10 protein-coding genes are annotated in these 18927 nt (G+C 44.0%); 4 read left to right on the top strand and 6 right to left on the bottom strand.

All coding sequences use genetic code 11. The features are described 5' to 3' along the window. On the bottom strand, nt 1-3234 hold the full coding sequence (locus KCV26_01520; protein WZX37100.1) for a TonB-dependent receptor: 3234 nt from the start codon (nt 3232-3234) through the stop codon (nt 1-3). Nucleotides 3235-3670: 436 nt separating this feature from the next. Here KCV26_01520 and KCV26_01515 point away from each other — a divergent pair, with 436 nt between their 5' ends. Further along, nucleotides 3671-4105 carry a helix-turn-helix domain-containing protein gene (locus KCV26_01515; GenBank protein WZX37099.1) on the top strand — a complete coding sequence of 145 codons (435 nt, stop codon included), beginning with the start codon at nt 3671-3673 and terminating at the stop codon, nt 4103-4105. A gap of 75 nt (nt 4106-4180) precedes the next feature. On the opposite strand, the gene KCV26_01510 is transcribed toward KCV26_01515, so the two are convergent. The 4 genes from KCV26_01510 to dnaK form a co-directional block, all read right to left on the bottom strand. Beyond that, the gene (locus KCV26_01510; protein ID WZX37098.1) at nt 4181-4462 is read right to left on the bottom strand and encodes an RNA-binding protein; all 282 of its coding nucleotides are present in this window, start codon (nt 4460-4462) and stop codon (nt 4181-4183) included. 55 nt (nt 4463-4517) lie between these two features. Further along, nucleotides 4518-4943 carry a cold shock domain-containing protein gene (locus tag KCV26_01505; GenBank protein WZX37097.1) on the bottom strand — a complete coding sequence of 142 codons (426 nt, stop codon included), beginning with the start codon at nt 4941-4943 and terminating at the stop codon, nt 4518-4520. An 85-nt stretch (nt 4944-5028) separates the two neighbouring features. Next, a complete protein-coding gene (locus KCV26_01500) occupies nt 5029-6120 on the bottom strand; it encodes a nitronate monooxygenase (GenBank protein ID WZX37096.1) in 1092 nt (363 codons plus the stop codon). 291 nt (nt 6121-6411) lie between these two features. Continuing rightward, complete coding sequence (gene dnaK / locus KCV26_01495; GenBank protein ID WZX37095.1) at nt 6412-8334, bottom strand: molecular chaperone DnaK; 1923 nt, start codon at nt 8332-8334, stop codon at nt 6412-6414. A gap of 222 nt (nt 8335-8556) precedes the next feature. Between dnaK and KCV26_01490 the strand changes: the two genes are divergently transcribed. Further along, entirely contained in the window at nt 8557-10077 is a 1521-nt protein-coding gene (locus KCV26_01490; GenBank protein ID WZX37094.1) for a DUF4301 family protein, read from the top strand. A gap of 40 nt (nt 10078-10117) precedes the next feature. On the opposite strand, the gene KCV26_01485 is transcribed toward KCV26_01490, so the two are convergent. Next, a complete protein-coding gene (locus KCV26_01485) occupies nt 10118-13033 on the bottom strand; it encodes an insulinase family protein (GenBank protein ID WZX37093.1) in 2916 nt (971 codons plus the stop codon). 330 nt (nt 13034-13363) lie between these two features. On the opposite strand from KCV26_01485, the gene KCV26_01480 reads away from it, so the two are divergent. Both KCV26_01480 and KCV26_01475 read left to right on the top strand, forming a co-directional pair. Continuing rightward, nucleotides 13364-17716: a CusA/CzcA family heavy metal efflux RND transporter gene (locus tag KCV26_01480; protein WZX37092.1), complete on the top strand. Its 4353-nt coding sequence runs from the start codon at nt 13364-13366 to the stop codon at nt 17714-17716. A 49-nt stretch (nt 17717-17765) separates the two neighbouring features. Beyond that, nucleotides 17766-18899 (top strand): efflux RND transporter periplasmic adaptor subunit, encoded by a 1134-nt coding sequence (locus KCV26_01475; GenBank protein WZX37091.1) that lies wholly within the window; start codon nt 17766-17768, stop codon nt 18897-18899. The last annotated feature ends 28 nt before the right edge of the window (nt 18900-18927 follow it).

The raw sequence follows: 18927 nt of genomic DNA, 5'->3' as shown, positions 1-18927 counted from the left end.
TTAAAAGTTAATGGATAAACCCACAGAAATTGTGCCGAGTGTAGGATAATTATAGCCATCTCCGTCACCTCGGGTATTGTCGCTGTCCAAACCGGTTAATTGTGACCCAGCTCTCCACACATTGGTAACATCCGTGTCTTTTGTGATTTTATATAAAGGTGACCAAGTCCATAAATTTTCACCGGAAAGATATATTTTTATATCGTCAGCCTGGAGTTTGGATGAGATCGAAACAGGAAGTGTATATCCAAAATTCAGTGTCCTTAAACGTATATAAGCTACGTTCTGCAAATATCGGTCGTTAGGCATTCCCAGTTGACGGCTTCCACTTGATGCTGTATAGCCGGATAAGAATGGGAGATAGGCGTCAAAGTTTTGTAATTCGGGCCGGAACTGTTTGGTTTCCTGCCAACGAGGATATGGGTTGTACGGCCTGTTATATTGTCCCCAGAATCTCGATTCTGTGGAGGGATACCACTGTTGTTTTCCAACACCGTGAAAAAAAGTTGTGAAGAAAAAATTATTCCAGTCAGCCCCTAACGTCAATCCAAATACATAGCGCGGTGATTTGTTGCCGATTATCGTCTTGTCGCCTGAGTCTCCTACACGGTTTAGCCCGTGATAAATTTCATCATCGCCATCCAGATTTTTGAATTTTAAATCACCCGGATGATTTGCACGCGTATTGTGAGCAGGAATATTGGATTGAGAGGGAGAACTTTTTATTTCTTCATAGGAGGTAAATAATCCTTCAACCCTATATCCCCAGATCTCACCTATTGTCTGGCCCACATAATAGTCGGTAAGGAGCTTGTCGGGATTGTAATAATCGGTTATGATCGCTTTGGAATCGGCAAGGCTTGCCTTTACATTATAATTGAAAGGCTTGCCGGCTAAAGTAATCCCATCCATCCAGTTCAAGCTTAACTCCCAGCCTGTTGTCTTTAGGGAGGCATAATTTCCTTTTGGAACTCCGGTTCCGAAAACAGCCGGTACGCTTGGACCCACAGTATACATATCTTCTGTCCATCTCCTGTATACATCACCGGTAAAGGAAATTCGATTGTTCAGAGCGTTGATATCTAGTCCGATGTTGCCGGTAGTGGCGGTCTCCCAGGTAAGTGTGTTGGGAATGACTCCCGGCTGTGATGTGCGCTGAGGACGTGTGTCTCCCAGTATCCGGGAGGATTGGCTGATGCTGAAGTTCTCTGTAAACGTATATGGATTAATGGATCCATTACCCAAAGATCCGTATGACACTCTAAACTTGATGTTTGAAATAACATCGGGATTAACCTGCCAGAAGGCTTCTTCAGATAATCGCCAACCTGCGGAAAATGAAGGAAAGAATGCCCACTGTTGGTTGCTTGGAAATCTTGATGAACCGTCATAACGCCCGTTTATCTCAATCAGGTACCTTTGCAGGTAATTGTAGTTTACACGGAAGAAATTTCCTGCAATCCGCCACCTGCTATATCCGCCTGATGTGTTGATGTTATTTCCCAAAGCAAGATTAATATCTTTTGCGTCTTCGTAAACAATGCCGTTTCTTGTCATTGTTACATTATTATAAGTAGATTGTTCGTAGTTGAATCCTGCCAGGAATTCGAAATTATGTTTTTTGTTGAATGACTTCAAATAATTGGCATACACATTTGTTGCCAGATATTCTGTTGTAGAGCGACGTTCTTGTAAGTCATTCGTGTTTGTGCCGGTATAACCGATCTGCCCTTCGTAACGGCTATAAGGCACTTGTACCCGTATTTGCCGATGACCGTATTCCGTATTTTGAAAAGTAAAATCGGCCTGCAATGTTAAACTTTTGTCAAAAAAGTCTGCTTTTAATGCGGTTTTGTTTTTAATAATTTTTTGATGTAAGTCGGCTCCACTTTTCCCTAAATACCTGTCTCCAATGGTATATGCAGCCGGAAACGTCAAGGTTCCATCGGGATTTGTGAGCGGGGCTAAAGGATGGCCTTCATCAGCCATATTGCGCCAGATGTTGCTCCCTTCACCCACATTTATCGGTTGATGGTATTTCATTGTTGAATACTCTGTATTATTATCGACCAGTAACCAGTCGAATATTTGGATGTTGCCTCTGGCACGAAGATTGTACATAGAATAGGTATCCGTGTTGTATTTATAGAGTCCATCCTCACTGTTATACCTCCCACTTACATAAAAAGAAGCCAGTTCATTTCCTCCTGAAACGGATACATTGTGATCCTGTGCAAAAAAACTATCCTTATACAGTTCCTTATACCAATCGGTGCTGTAATAATATTCATAAGCTCCGGTGGTTGGATTTATCTCTATGCGCGGTAAGGAGGGGTCTTCCCATCTCCTTTTTATCTCGGCCAAGTATTCTGGAGAGAAAGAGAGCGTCTTATTGACGGCGGTGGGTGTTCTTCCGTCATCATTCCAATTGGACCATGCATCACTAAAAGATTTTGCCCACGGGTATGAATCCACGATATTGTCGGGGACAGTTGTAGGACGTTTGGAAGACAAATTTCCGGTGTAATTCAATGATGTTCTTCCTTTTGACGCAGTTTTAGTTGTAATCAACACAACTCCAAATGCGGCTCTCGCACCATAAATGGAAGCAGAGGCTGCATCTTTTAAAACAGAGACGCTTTCAATGTCGTTTGGATTCAGCATACGAGGGTCTCCCTCTACGCCATCAATCAACACCAATGCATTTCCTCCCTGACCAATAGAGGTGGTGCCCCTCACATTATAAGAAGGAGACTGAGTAGGTTTTCCATCTGTCAAGCTGATGTTTAAATTAGGAATAACACCTACAAGGCCTTGTGTAATATTGGTTATGGGTCGGTTCTCAAATACTTTACTGGTTACTTGTTCAACAGCTCCGGTCAAGTTTACTTTTTGAGCGGTTCCATACCCAACCACCACTACTTCTTCCAATAGTTCGGAATCTTCATGGAGTGTAACATTCAATCGACTGTTCCCGTCCCAGGCAATTTCCTGTTTGGCAAATCCGATATAGGTAAATACTATGGTTGAATGAGGCGTAGCCTGAAAAGAGAATTCTCCGTCATGATTGGTGATGGTTCCTTTAGTAGTTCCTTTTTGAACGACGTTGACACCGATCAGCGGATTGTTGCTCACATCCCTTACAACGCCTGAAAGCGTCGCGTCTTGTGCATTTATTGCTAAAGCAAAACACAAGGACAATACAAATAATTTAAATCTTAATAATTTGTTCATAATTTTTTTGTTAATAGAACTTTGGAATCACTTCTAAAATTTCCGGCAAAGAACGGTTTTTATTGTTACGAAGTGATGACAAAAAAATAAATAAATTGTTACTTAACATTCATATAAACTATTTCCAAATAGAAACTTAGATGTTTAATATGCTAGCAAATAAACTTGTTAGCTATCTCTTTGATTAAAAAAACAACAGATTAAAACGGAGTTTTTAAGAATGATGCGCCTTTTGCAATGATTATCATTTAACATTCAATAGTTAAAATTTGATTTTGTTTGAACCACAAACATATGGGATTAAGTGCTTGTATTTTAACAATCGCGGTTGTTTAACTTCAAATATCGGGGAGTAAAATACAACTTGTTCCTTTTTTTTGTATTTTTGCTTATCGAGGTGTTATTATGTTTCATCTTTCAGCGTAATACAAACAATATGGAAACAACTTACAGGGCTAATCGGACACATTTGGGATATAACGTGAAGCGTCTTCGCGAAATTCTGGGCGTTAAACAGGAGGATTTGGCCGAGAGGCTTCAGCTCTCTCAGCAATCCATATCCAAAATTGAGAACAAAGAAGAGTTGGATAACGAAACGCTGGCAAAAGTGGCCAACGCATTGAATATCCCGGAAGATGCCATAAGGAATTTTACCGACGAGGGAGCTGTTCATATTGTGTCGAACACATTCTCTGGAAATTATTCGGCATTGTATAACAATTCGACAATCAATAATCCTATCGAGAAGATCGTGCAGTTGTACGATGAAAAAGTGGAGCTTTACGAGCGGATGCTTAAAGCTGAACAAGAGAAGGTTGCCTTGCTGGAAGAACTGCTCAGAAATGATCCGGCCGCCAATGCCAAAGGTTAAAATAGTGCCGGGCAGTAGATAAAAAAATCCCGGCTACATCAATTGCAGCCGGGAAGTAATTCAATGGGTTGACGATTAATACCGTCTTCTGTTGTAACCGCCGTCGTTTCTTTCCGTTTTCGGGCGGGCCATGTTTACGGTGATTGTTTTTCCTTCAAAGTCGCTGTTGTTCAGTTCATCAATGGCTTTTTGAGCGTTAGCGTCGTTTGGCATTTCTACAAACCCGAAACCCCTGGACCGACCGCTGTCTCTGTCTTTTATTATGTTGGCAGAAGAGATTTCACCGTATTCTGCGAATAATTCCTGTAAGCTTTCCGTTGTTGTGTCGTAGCTTAAATTTGATACATAAATGTTCATTTTCTTGTTTTTTTAAATTGTTGTTTAATTTTAATAATGTTTCTTTATTATTTTTCTATTCAAGGATAGTAATATTTACTGCGTTCATTCCCATTTTCCCCCGTTCCAGATCGAAAGTAACGGTATTTCCTTCCTCGATTGAGGCAAAAGCATTGTTGATATGGAAAAAATATTTTTCGCCAGAATTGGTTTTTTTTATAAATCCAAAGCCTCTGTCGGAGTTAAAAAAATCCACTTTACCGGTCAACGGTGTGATTTCCTCTTCTTCTTTTTTTGGCGTTGAAATGACGATACTCTCTATCGCGACTTTTTCTTGTTTTTTGGGTTCAGGTGGAGTGTCGGTAATGTTTCCGAACTCGTCCACGTATGCAATCATGTCTTCAAATGATTTACTTGCGTTGCTTTTCTTCCGATGTTCTCTGCGCTGCTGTTTTTCCTGTTTTTTTTCTTTTCTTTTCTTTTCGAATTCTTTTTTAATCATCTTATTTAATTTGCGATTATCCGAAACCGGTTTGTAATAAGGGTACACCGTTCGTTAATCGATGTTTTTTTGTTCTTTGAGTCATTTAATGCGCTATCTCCTTCCCCGATAGAAATTCAGCAGCAATAAATTCTTTTTTTAGTTTTGAAATCACTTCTCTTACACTGGATATTTTTTCTGTCAGATAGGCGTTTGCTCCGGCAAATGCGTATCCACGGTTCATCCTGCCTTTTGAAGCATTATACAACGCTTTGATTATGCAATATGGGCTTTTTGAATAATCGCAGGTCTTGATACAGTGGTAAGGACACGATTTGGGTATTTCGTTGCCAGCACTGACGCTATCTAAAAAATCTCCCTGAAAAGCGCGCCCCGGCATACCCACCGGACTTTGAATAATCATCAGGTCCGATTGTAAGGAGTTGACATAAATTTGCTTAAATGCATCTGAAGCGTCACACTCATCGGTTGGCACAAAGAGACTTCCTATCTGTACGCCTGATGCGCCAAGCTGGATAAAACGAAGAATATCTTCCCCGGTAGAAATTCCGCCGGCAGCAATTACGGGAATTGTTTTCTTGTCTTTGTAACTTGTGGCAATTGCCAGCACTTCTGGAACTAGCTTTTCCAAGGAGTAATTCGCATCCTCCAGATTTTCTCTCTTAAAACCGAGGTGGCCTCCTGCTTTGGGGCCTTCTACCACAATGGCATCTGGGAGATAATCGTAATTGGTGTGCCACTTTTCGCAAATCACTTTTGCGGCACGTGCTGATGATACGATGGGAACGAGTTTTGTATCGCTTGATGTTGATAAGTAGGATGGTAAATCCAAGGGCAATCCTGCACCCGCAAAAATTATATCGGCCTTTTCAGCAATTGTGGTGCGCACCATATCGGCGAAATTTGACAAAGCAACCATGATATTTACACCGATTGTTCCTTTTGACTTTTCGCGAGATTTGCGCAATTCTTCTTTCAGTCCCCAAATACAGTCTTTCAGATAATCGCCCGGTTTTCGTCGGTATAGCAATCCTAATCCTGCACTTGAAATCACTCCAATTCCTCCTTCGTTGGCTACCGCCGAAGCTAAGCCTGAAAGTGATATACCAACACCCATACCGCCCTGAATTATGGGTAGCATAATTTCTTTTTCTCCAATAAAAAATGATTTGAACATCTCTGTAAATGGGTGTAACGATGTTGATGTATTGCACATGAACACCTGGTTGATCCAAACAAGAAAGTTGATTTTGAGGTCGATTTAGACGATGAAAAGACTTACCCGATGAGGATAATGCAAAGCATTGCTGTGAAGGATATCAATATAAACTTGATTGTCTAGACTGCAAAGATACAACATTTTTATTGATTTTCAGTTATTTCAGAAAATGTAGTTCTGAAAAATAAAAACCGCAGCAAATCATCTGTTTGCTGCGGTTTAATAGTATTTAATAATAAACTCTATAGATTACTTCACCTCTTCGAAGTCGACGTCGGTCACATCACCTTCCTGGCTTCCGCTTGGATTGCCTCCGGGCTGTTGCCCGCTGAAATCCTGGGGACCGGCTTGTTGTGCCCCTGCTTGTGCGTTGGCAGCATTGTACATGTCCTGGGAAGCAGCCTGAAATGCTGTATTGAGTTCGGTCATATAGGTGTCGAGGTCGGCAATGTTTTGAGCCTTGTGGGCTTCTTTCAGCTTGTTCAGCGCGTTTTCGATAGGCGCTTTTTTGTCTGCCGGGATCTTGTCACCGTATTCTTTCAACTGTTTTTCGGTTTGGAAAATGGTTGAGTCGGCCTGATTCAGTTTGTCGATACGTTCTTTCTCTTTCTTGTCGGCTTCGGCATTGATAGCAGCTTCCTCTTTCATTCGTTTAATTTCCTCTTCGCTCAAACCCGAAGATGCTTCGATACGGATTTTCTGTTCTTTTCCAGAAGCCTTGTCTTTTGCCGAAACGTTCAGGATGCCGTTGGCATCAATATCGAAAGTAACTTCAATCTGTGGAATGCCACGCGGTGCAGGTGGAATGCCGTCGAGGTTGAACACGCCGATTTGCTTGTTGTCGCGCGCCAGAGAGCGTTCACCCTGTAATACGTTGATTTGTACAGAAGGTTGATTGTCGGCGGCAGTAGAGAACGTTTCCGACTTCTTGGTCGGAATGGTGGTGTTAGCATCAATAAGTTTTGTCATCACACCACCCAGAGTTTCGATTCCCAACGACAGCGGAGTAACGTCCAGCAACAACACGTCTTTCACTTCTCCCGTGAGGACGGCGCCCTGAATGGCTGCACCAATAGCTACTACCTCGTCGGGGTTTACACCTTTGTGCGGTGATTTTCCGAATAACCTTTCAACCAATGCCTGAACAGCAGGAATACGGGTTGAGCCCCCTACAAGGATGACTTCGTCGATATCTGAATTTGTTAATCCGGCATCTTTCATTGATGTCTGGCAGGGTGCTACACATTTTTGCAACAAGTCGTCGATCAGTTGCTCGAATTTTGCGCGGGTAAGGGTTTTTACTAAATGTTTGGGAATCCCGTTTACCGGCATAATATACGGTAAATTAATCTCCGTGCTGGTTGTGCTGGATAGTTCGATTTTTGCCTTTTCAGCCGCTTCTTTTAGTCGTTGTAACGCCATGGGGTCTTTCCGCAAGTCGAGGCCTTCATCTTTCAAAAATTCTTCGGCCAGCCAATCGATAACCCGATGGTCGAAGTCGTCTCCTCCCAGGTGAGTATCTCCATTGGTCGATTTCACCTCGAAAACACCGTCACCCAATTCCAGGATCGAAATGTCGAACGTGCCGCCTCCCAGGTCGAACACGGCAATTTTAGAGTCCTTGTGCTGTTTGTCCAGACCGTAAGCCAGGGCGGCTGCCGTAGGCTCGTTTACAATGCGGCGCACGGTTAACCCCGCAATCTCTCCGGCTTCTTTGGTAGCCTGACGTTGCGCATCGCTAAAATATGCGGGCACGGTGATTACGGCTTCTGAAACGGATTGTCCGAGATAATCCTCAGCTGTTTGTTTCATTTTCTGAAGCACGATTGCTGAAATTTCCTGCGGAGAATACAATTGTCCGTTAATGTCTACACGTGGGGTATTATTGTCGCCTCTAACTACTTTGTAGGGAACGCGTCCGATTTCTTTTTGCACCTGGTCGAATGTTTCACCCATAAACGTTTTTATGGAGTAAACGGTGTGTTTGGGGTTGGTTATTGCCTGACGTTTTGCCGGGTCGCCCACCTTTCGTTCTCCGTTTTCGACAAAAGCCACAACCGATGGTGTGGTACGTTTTCCTTCATTGTTAGGGATTACAACAGGCTCGTTGCCTTCCATCACCGAAACGCAAGAGTTTGTGGTTCCTAAGTCTATTCCTATTATTTTTCCCATAATTTATATATATGTATTTAATTGATTAATTTCTGATCCATAGCTTCTTTTTAATCATTCTCAAATCTTATGCCAAAAAACGATATTTGAAAAGAAACTGACAGATTGTCGGTAATATTTTAACAGACGTGTGGATATGTATTTAAAGTTTTTCGTTACCTTTGAAGTGTTTCTGTGAAAGATTTAAAATCGAAAATAATTTTCAACACAATATAAGACAGTATGTTTACAAAGGAAGATTTAGCGTTGTTACGGAAAAAAAATATTTCACAACAGCAAATTGATGCTCAGTTGAATTGGTTGAAGAAAGGCTTCCCTTTTCTGAAAATACTGAGTGTTGCATCGGTTGAAAAAGGGATTTTGCGTGTATCTAAAGCCGACGAGGAAGAATATCGGATGGCTTGGCGTGATTCTTTGGATGCGGGTAAAAAAGTCACCAAGTTTGTACCCGCATCGGGTGCTGCAAGCCGTATGTTTAAAGACTTGTTTACCTTTTTAGATGATGGTAATGATGTGCCTGAAACTGCTTTTGTTAAAACATTTTTCAACAATATAGGGAAGTTTGCCTTTTACGATGCGCTCAACGAAACCTGCAGGAACAATTTTGGAAAAACAGTTCCGGAACTTATTGATTCGGGCAAGTACAAACAAGTGGTGAGAGCCTTGCTCTTTCCTGACGGATTGAATTACGGGAACCTGCCCAAAGGGTTGCTTTTGTTTCACAGTTACGAAGAAGGAAATAGAACACCGGTGGGTGAACAGATGACCGAAGGTACCTTATACGCAAAAGATAAAAACGGTGTGGTGAATATTCATTTTACAGTTTCGGAAGAGCATAAAGAGTTGTTTGAATTGTTGGTCGCTGCCCGGAGGTTGGGGTACGAATTAAAACTCGGTGCTAAATTCAGGGTCTCATACAGCGTTCAAAAGCCTAGCACCGATACCCTTGCCGTGGATATGGAGAATAATCCATTCCGCGATGAGGGCGGATCGTTGCTTTTCCGTCCCGGGGGACACGGTGCGCTGATCGAAAACCTGAATGACATCGATTCCGATTTTATATTCATTAAAAACATCGATAATGTTGTTCCAGACCGGTTAAAAGAAAGCGAAGCCTTATATAAACAACTTTTGGGTGGAGTGTTGGTGAAGATGCAGCAACGGGCGTTTGGCTACCTTGGAGAGTTGACTTCGGGAAAATGTAGCAACGGAAAGTTGCAGGAAATTTTGAAGTTTACAGAGAACGAACTTTGTATAGCTTCTTCCAACAAATCTTTTGCCGATGAAGAAGAGTTGAGGGACTACCTGATTGCTAAACTTGATCGTCCATTTCGTGTGTGCGGCATGGTGAAGAACGAGGGTGAGCCGGGCGGTGGTCCGTTTATTGTTGAAAATCCTGACGGAACCGCTTCTTTGCAGATTCTGGAAAGTTCCCAAATCGATATAAACGATGCCAGGGCTGTGGATGCTTTCAAGCACGGGTCGCATTTCAATCCCGTGGATTTGGTATGTGGCGTGAAGTGCTATAAAAACAACAAGTTCGATTTGACCCAATTCGTGGATAAGAACACCGGATTTATTTCGCAAAAATCCAAAAACGGAAAAGAACTGAAGGCCCTGGAGCTTCCCGGCTTGTGGAACGGTGCCATGAGCGACTGGAACACCATTTTCGTAGAGGTGCCCGTCAGTACCTTTAATCCGGTAAAAACAGTGAACGATTTGCTGCGGCGGGAACATCAGTAAAAGCATTTAGGGCGCCATTTGGCGCCCTAAATGCTTTATCCTAATACCCGAACAGCTCTTCCTGCGAAACCTTTTGGATAGGCCCGTATTTCTCGAGCGCTTTCAGGTCTAAATCCGCTTCTTTACCCAATATATAATAGGTGTACGTGCGTTTTTTTACCCATTCTTCCTGGAATGCCTTTATGTCGGACAGTGTCATAGACGGTACCTTTTCGAAAATTTCTTTTCGCCTGTCCACTTTCAAGCCCAGGTCCTGTGCATAAATGTAGTTCCACAGCACATCTTCCTTGATAATCCTGTTGGTGCGCAAACGGGTAATCAAGCCTTCTTTGGCCAGGTTAAACGCATTTTCCGATAACGGCATCTCTTTCAGAATAAGGTGGAACGCCTGTAGTGCATCGTCCATTTTATCGTTTTGAGTAGCAATAAACGTTCGCATCGTGTAGGGGTATTTCAATTTCGTCGGAGCATTCAGGTACGCATTTGCCGAATAAGCCAGTCCGCGCGCTTCGCGCATTTCCTGAAACACGATCGCATTCATGCTTCCGCCAAAATATTCGTTGTATAATTCACGCATAGCTTCGACTTTCGGATCAAACGACCGGCCGTCGTTGGAAACCATTCCCAGGTAAATCTGTTTTGCATCGTATTCGGCTAAAAGCACTTTGTTCTCGTTGGTTTCTACTTGTTTGAACCGGTCGGTTTCGGGTACCGGTTTTAACTTTGCCGGGACATTGTGTAACGAGTTAATTGTGGATAGCAGTTCTTTTTCGTTTTCAGGACCATAATACATAATCCGGTGCTCAAAACCGTTGAGGCTTTTGATGCGTGTGGTCAGTTGCTGCGGATCCATCGATTTCAATTCTGCTTCCGACAATATATTGTTATCGGGAGAGTCCGCTCCCCAGGACGCATACTGGGTTAATTTGCTGAAATTAGCCCCTTGGTTGAGTTTAGCATCGCCGCGTTTCTTCAGGATATCTGCCGACAGGTTGGCGAATGCTTCTTTATTTACTTGCGGATCGGCCAGCAGCTCTTCGAAAAGCGCAAGAGCCTTGCTCATGTTTTCTGCCAGGCCATCGAGCAAAACATATACCCTTTCTGTCCCCGGAAAAACGTTGAACGAGCAAGCCAGACTGTAAAAATTGGCTTTGATCTCTTCCGGTGATTTTGTGGATGTGCCCAGGTATTTTAAATAATCGAAAGCCGTACCCAGGGCTTTATCGTGGTTATTTCCCATGTCGAACACATAAATCAGGCTGAAAATGCCGTTGGTTACATTCTGCTTGTAGAGCACGGGGATCTTTGATTTGGCAGTCAGTATTTTCATGTCCTTATCGAAGTCGAGAAACACAGGTTCAATGGGTGTGACCCTAGCGTCCTGAATTTCTTTTACGAATGTGCTTACCGCATCACGATTGGTGGCAATGGGCGTGATTTGTGGTTTGTCGATCTTTAACTCCGTGGGATCTTTTCCTTCGCGTTTATAGATTACGGCATAATTGTTGCGAAATTTTTCGTTGGCAAAATCCACGATCTGTTTTTTAGTGATTTTTGCGATACGATCGATCCGGGTTACTTCGTTGGCCCACTCCGTCCCGTTGATGAATGAGTTTACAAACCAGTTAGCCCGTCCTCCATTGCTCTCTATTCGATACATCTCGCTCAGCTTCATGTTGTTGATAGATGCAGTTATCAGTTCCTGGGGAAAATCACCTTTTTTCAGTTTTTCCACTTCTCCCAGCAACAAATCTCTTACCTGCTCAAGTGTCTGTCCTTTCTTGGGCGTGGCATTCATAACAAAAGCGCAGTGGTCTGCCATGCTGTAGGCACCCGAATATGCAGAAAGCACTTTTTGCTGCTGCAGCAGGTTCAGGTCGATTAATCCGGCTTTTCCGTTATTCATAATTAGGCTGATGATATCGAGCATATCTTTGTCGGGTGTGGCCCATCCACCCATTCGCCAGCCGAGGGTCACGTTTTCGGCTTCCTGCCCCAACACATCCGTTTCAACCGGCTTTGTTATAGGTTGCCCGGCAGATGGTTCTATAACTGGCAGGCTGGGATTAGGTTTCATCTCTCCGAAATAGGTATCGATAATCTTGATCATTTCATCAGGATCAAAATCTCCGGCAACGCAGATAGCCATGTTGTTCGGAACGTAGTAGGTCTTGTAGTAGTTTTTAATGTTTATGATTGACGGATTCTTCAGGTGTTCTTGTGTGCCGAGCACGGTCTGTTTACCGTACGGGTGGTGAGGGAACAGTGAGGCAAGCACTTTTTCGTACACTTTCCGGCTGTCGCGGGTGAGTGACATGTTTTTCTCCTCATAAACCGTTTCCAGTTCTGTGTGAAAACCACGAATCACATTGTTTTGAAAACGGTCCGATTGTATTCTTGCCCAATTTTCGATTTGATTCGACGGTATATTTTCCGTATAAACCGTCATGTCAAAACCCGTATAGGCGTTTGTCCCTGTTGCCCCGATAGTCTTCATCAGTTTGTCGTACTCGTTGGGGATGGCTAGCTTGGATGCGGCGTAGGAGATACTGTCAATTTCCTTGTAAATGGCTCTTCTTTGGGTATCGTCTTCTGTATTCCGGTATTTCTCGAAGAGGCCTTCAATCTCTTTTAGCATCGGCTCTTCCTGCGTGTAATCCTGGGTGCCGAATTTTTTTGTGCCCTTAAACATCAGGTGTTCGAAATAATGAGCAAGGCCGGTGGTTTCTGCCGGATCGTTTTTCCCTCCCACTCGTACGGCAATATAGGTTTGTATACGGGGGGTTTCAGGATTCACGCTCATGTAAACTTTCAACCCGTTATCCAGGGTGTAAATACGTGCACTGATCGGATCATTGGGAACTGTCTTATACTTCAGATCACTGTTCTGAGAGAATACGCTCGTGGAAATAGTAGCGATTAAGACAATAATTGCGAATGAGGTAATTTTTTTCATAGGTTACAATTTAAAAATGAGTACGTTGTGGTTTTTCCCTTTTGGAAAAGCTACGATGATGTCGTACAAAGATAGTGTTATTTTGCTGCAATCACCAAATAAAACTTGAATTTTTATTGTTCAGTGAGTAGGGAGAAAACTTTAAAGGTTTATGCTACGTCTGAATTTTAAGCCGTTTATTTTTTGATAGATAAGTGGCTTTTGCGTGACTTGCTTATTTAGAACAAGAAAAAATTAAAATACTGGATAAATAAGATTTGATTTATCTTGCATTTTTTTGTTCATTTGTGTAGCTTTCAGAACATTATATGAAAACTTTTTCATGCGTTTATGTTAAACAAGATAATTCGGTTTAGTGTCAGGCACAAGCTGATAATCATACTTTTCACAATTACGATTATTGGTTTCGGAATATTTGCATTAGCCAATCTTTCCGTAGGCGCGGTTCCTGACATTACCAACAATCAGGTACAGGTAATTACCACATCAGCCAACCTTGCGACGCAAGATGTGGAGCAATACATCACTATGCCTGTGGAGTTAGCCATGGCAAACCTGCCGGGTGTGAAGGAGATACGTTCCGTATCGAAATTTGGATTATCGGTAGTCACCATTGTTTTCGATGAAAAGTTAGGTACTTACCTACCGAGACAACTGATTGCCGAAAAAATATCGGAAGCGTCTGAAAATATTCCCCAGGGTTTCGGTACGCCCGTTATGGGACCGGTTACTACCGGGTTGGGAGAGATCTACCAATACATTCTCGATGAAAAACCGGGTTATGAAAACCGTTATTCCATAACCGACCTGAGAACGATTCAGGACTGGATTGTGAAAAGACAACTGTCGGGAATTCCCGGGGTAGTGGAAGTGAACACGTGGGGAGGATTTCTCAAACAATACGAGATTGCCGTTAATCCGGAGTTGATACGTAGTCAGGGGATCACGTTAATGGAAGTTTTTGATGCCATCGATAAGAACAACAACATAACCGGCGGCTCATACATCGAAAAAAACAACCAAAGTTATTTTATACGTGGCGATGGAGCTATAAAATCGCTGGAAGACATCCGGAATATTGTGGTGAAGAACAGGAACGGAATCCCCGTATTGATCGGCGATATTGCCGCGGTACACTACGGACATGCAAACCGTTTTGGAGCCATCACTGCCAACGGTGAAGGCGAAAAGGTGATGGGCCAGATTATGATGCTCAAAAATGCCGATTCGAAAAAAGTGATTAAAGCCGTACACAAAAGGGTGGCAGAAGTACAGGAAACTCTTCCGGAAGGGATTTTTATCAATCCCATTGTTGACCGGAGTGAACTTATCGGACGCACCACGATGACCGTTTTCGAGAACCTGTTGTTCGGATGCGTTATCGTCATCCTGGTGGTTCTGCTTATCCTGGGAAACCTGCGTACCGCGATGATTATCGCTTCCATCATCCCCTTGTCGTTACTGTTTACGTTGTCGTTGATGTACATTTTCGGGATTGATGCTAACCTGATGAGCCTGGGCGCACTCGACTTCGGAATTATCATTGACGGCGGGGTGATCATAGCCGAGTTTATAGCACTTAGCCTTAATACCCACTACGATGATGCAAATAAACTGCACGGGCAGGAACGAAAAGACTACATCGATGAGATCACGATCAATGGTGCGTCCAAAATGATGAACTCCGCCATTTTCGGACAAATCATTATCCTCATTGTTTTTGTACCGATTATTTCGCTGACGGGAGTGGAGGGGAAAATGTTCCGTCCGATGGCACTCACGTTTTGTTTTGCCGTAATTGGAGCATCTCTGCTGGGGATGACGTGGCTGCCCGTGGCATCAGCCTTGTTTATGAAACCCGGGAAAAAGGGAGAAAAGGATGTATCCCCGGTAATGCGGCTGGCTTACAAAACGTATAGACCGTCCATCGAATGGGCGTGTGCACATAAAAGGATGATCGTTGTCGGTGCGTTGGTTATGCTGACGGTTGCCTTGCTTCTTTTCGGCAGACTTGGGGCAGAGTTTACGCCTACGCTTGACGAGGGCGACTTCGTGATTCAGCCGGTGCTGAAAACGGGGACATCGTTGAGGAAAACCATCGAGATGACCACACAAATGGAGGCGATCTTAAAAAAGGATTTTGTGGAAGTCGACCAGGTGGTGAGCCGTATCGGTGCCGCAGAGGTTCCCACCGATCCGATGTCGATGGAAGAGATTGACATGATCATCAAGCTTCGTCCGAAGAAAGAATGGAAAAACGCCGGGAGTAAAGAAGAGCTTGCCGACAAGTTTAAGGAAGCCCTTTCGGTTTTTCCGGGTATCGAATACGAGTTTACGCAACCCATAGAGATGCGATTCAACGAGTTGGTTACCGGGGTGCGCTCGGATATTGCGGTGAAAATTTTCGGGGAGGACCTGGATTACCTGGCGGAAAAGGCTGTGGAGATTGCGGCCCAGGCTCGAAGGGTGGAAGGCGCGGCCGATGTGATCGTTGAAAAAACGGTAGGACTGCCGCAAATGAGGGTGACGTATAATCGCGAAAAACTGGCTTACTACGGTGTTTCTATCGAGTCGCTCAACCAATACCTGTCGATGGCTTTCGGCGGACAAATCTCGGGGACGGTTTTCGAGCGGGAGCGCAGCTTTGATCTGGTGGTCCGTTTTTTGGAAGATTTCCGGCAGGATATCGATAACATTAGGCAGATGTACGTGAATCTCCCCGATGGAAACCAGGTACGGTTAAGCGAGCTGGCTCAAATTGAATATTCTACCGGTCCGGCAAAAATTTCGCGCGACAATACCCGACGGAGGGTGGTCGTAAGCGTGAATGTGCGAAACCGCGACTTGCAATCGGTGGTGCAGGATATTCAACAAAAAGTGCAGGAAAACGTAGATTTGCAATCGGGGTATTATGTGGTTTATGGAGGCCAGTATCAGAATCTTAAGAATGCATCTACCCGGTTGATGATTATTGTACCTATCGCTCTTGCCCTTATATTCTTGTTGTTGAACTTCGCTTTCAATTCGTTGAAAGAAACGATAATAATTTTTTCTGCCATTCCGCTTTCTATTGTCGGAGGTATACTGCTGCTCTGGATAAGGGGGATGCCGTTCAGCATCTCAGCGGGGGTAGGGTTTATCGCGTTGTTTGGTGTGGCTGTGCTGAACGGAATTGTTTTGATTGAGCATTTTAAAGAGTTGCGCCATAAAAACGGAGGGATGAAAATGCACGACATTATTGTACAAGGCTCTGTCGACAGGCTTCGGCCCGTTGTTCTTACAGCAGCTTCTGCAGCGATGGGATTTCTGCCCATGGCGATTTCCACATCGGCAGGAGCAGAAGTCCAGCGCCCGCTGGCCACGGTCGTTATTGGTGGATTGGCGACCTCAACTTTTCTTACGATGATTGTCTTGCCGCTGCTTTACGGATATTTCATGAATGACGAGCGCAGGGGGAGAAAAAGCCGTTCAAGGAAAAAGAATGTGCCGAAAGTTAAGTCTTGGCTTGTCCCGGTTTTGATGACGGTTTCCGCTGCGACCTTTTCCCAATCGCATGAACTTTCGCTGGAAGAAGCCATCGCAACCGGAATGGCCAACAACCGGCAACTGAAAATATACGAGTTGCAGGTACAGCGGAGCAAATCGTTTGTCCCCACGGCTTTCAATATCGGGAAAACCGGTGTGTATTACGGCACGGATGCCAACAACATTGCCGAAAACAATCATCCGCTGTATGTGGTGGGGGTATCGCAGGAAATTAATTTTCCTACCGTTTATGCTGCGCAATACAGAGCCAACCGGGCAGGAGTTTCGGTTTCACAAGCAGCTTATGAACTCGAACGTCAGAGGCTCGGCAAGAACATCACGCAAGCGTATTATCACGTGGTATATCTGCAAAACAAACAGCAACAGTATCGTTTTATTTCCGATATTTACCGCAAGTTTTCACGATCGGCTGATGCGCAATACAAACAAGGTGAAATTGCGTACCTGGAAAAACTGAATGCAACCGCTAAGCAGCAACAGGTTGATATTCAGCAAAAACAAATTGACGCCGACCTGCAGATCGCTTACCGGCAGTTAAGCTTGTTTTTACAGCCCAAAGAAGATATCCGGGTTCCACTTCAGGAACTGGAGCCGGTTTTATTGACCCGGGACATCCACGACAATGCCGGACTGAAGCTGGCAGACGAACAGCTCCGGTACGAGAGTGCGTTGCTGGATGTTGAGAGAAACTTGTGGCTGCCCGGTATTAACGTGGAGATTTTTAACGGAACGAACCGGTTCGCAAACGCAAAAAGTTATTGGGGCTGGCAGGTTGGAATCTCTGTTCCTCTGTTCTTCGGGGAACAGAAAGCCAGGGTTGCTTCGCAAAAACACAGTGTGATGATGGCCGATTACTCCAGGCAGCAGGATGAGGTGCGGTATAACTCTACGCGTGAACAACTGCGCAACGAACTCGAAAAATACCGTCAAAATATCGATTACTACCAAACATCGGGGAAACAGATCAGTGACGAGCTGATAAAATTTGCCACGTCAAGTTACGAAATAGGGGAGATTGACTTCTTCCGTTATATACAGAGCCTGGAAAATGCTACGCAATTGAGGTTGGATTATTTAGACAACCTGGCGAAATACAACCAGACGGTAATTGCGCTCAATTACTTGATAGTTGAGTGAACCGGCGGATAAAGGGCAAGAGGGAAGAAAAACGTAAAAAGACAGCAAGATGCGATTTTATAAACATTTCTTTTGGGGAGTTTTGGTTTCCGTAGCTCTTTTGGGTTGCGGTAACAAAAAGTCGGGTAGCGAAGCCGGAGATTCTACCGGAGATTCTGCGTTGGTAGCAATTTCCAACCGCCAGTTTGAAGCGATGCAAATGGAATTTGGTGAATTGCAGGAAGCGCAATTCCACGAAAGTGTGAAGGTGAACGGGCATGTCATCTCATCGGTAAGAGGGCAGGCCCAGGTTACCAGCCGAATTCCGGGGACGATAAGGATTATTTCCCGTGAGTTGGGTGATTTTGTCTCTGCGGGAAGTGTGCTTTGCACTGTCGAAAGTAACGATTTTATTGTGCTGCAACAGGATTTTGCTACGGTAAGCAATCGATTCAACGAAGCAAAAAAAACATACGAGCGGTTACAAACGCTTTATCGGGACAGCATCGCGGCCCGCAAAGATTTCATTGCAGCCGAAAGTACTTACAACAGCCTGTTGGCACAATACAACGGGATAAAACATCGGTTGAGTCTGCTTAACGTAGATCCGGCGCAAGTAGAAAAAGGAGATTTTTACCGGATACTCGAAGTCCGTTCGCCTATTGACGGATACATTACGCAGGTAAACAGTATGATCGGAGAATACGTTACGCCTGAAAAAATGTTGATGACCCTTGTTAATGCCAATCAGTTCTATCTTCAACTGGAGGTGTACGAGAAAGATATCGCACAATTGGCTGTCGGCCAAAATATCCGGTTTTATAACCCCGGCAATCCGTCCGAAAAGTTCAGTGCGAAGCTGACCCGAACGGGGAAATCCATCGATCCTGAAAAGAAAACCATTGTGTGTACAGCACAGATAGAATCGATAAACAGCGGTTTTGTAAACAACATGTACGTTGAGGCAGAGGTGAGTGTGAAAGAATACAGGGCAAAAGGGATTCCCGGGGATGCCCTTGAAGCGTTGGCGGACGGAACGTACCGGATTTATTTGCTTGAGAAGAAATCGGGAGAGAATATATACCTTAAATCCGTTTCCGTCATCGCCGGGTTGACCTCCGATAACCTGGTGGAGATAAAAACACCGCTTCCACCCCAACAGGTTTTAGTAAAAGGAGTATATAACCTCCCGGCAACGGAATAGTCCCCACGGTTTTCACACAATATTTCCG

The organism is Petrimonas sulfuriphila, from assembly GCA_038561985.1.
GTDB lineage: Bacteria > Bacteroidota > Bacteroidia > Bacteroidales > Dysgonomonadaceae > Petrimonas > Petrimonas sulfuriphila.
Note: the sequence above shows the minus strand (reverse complement) of the source record. Positions and strands in the feature narration are given on the sequence as shown.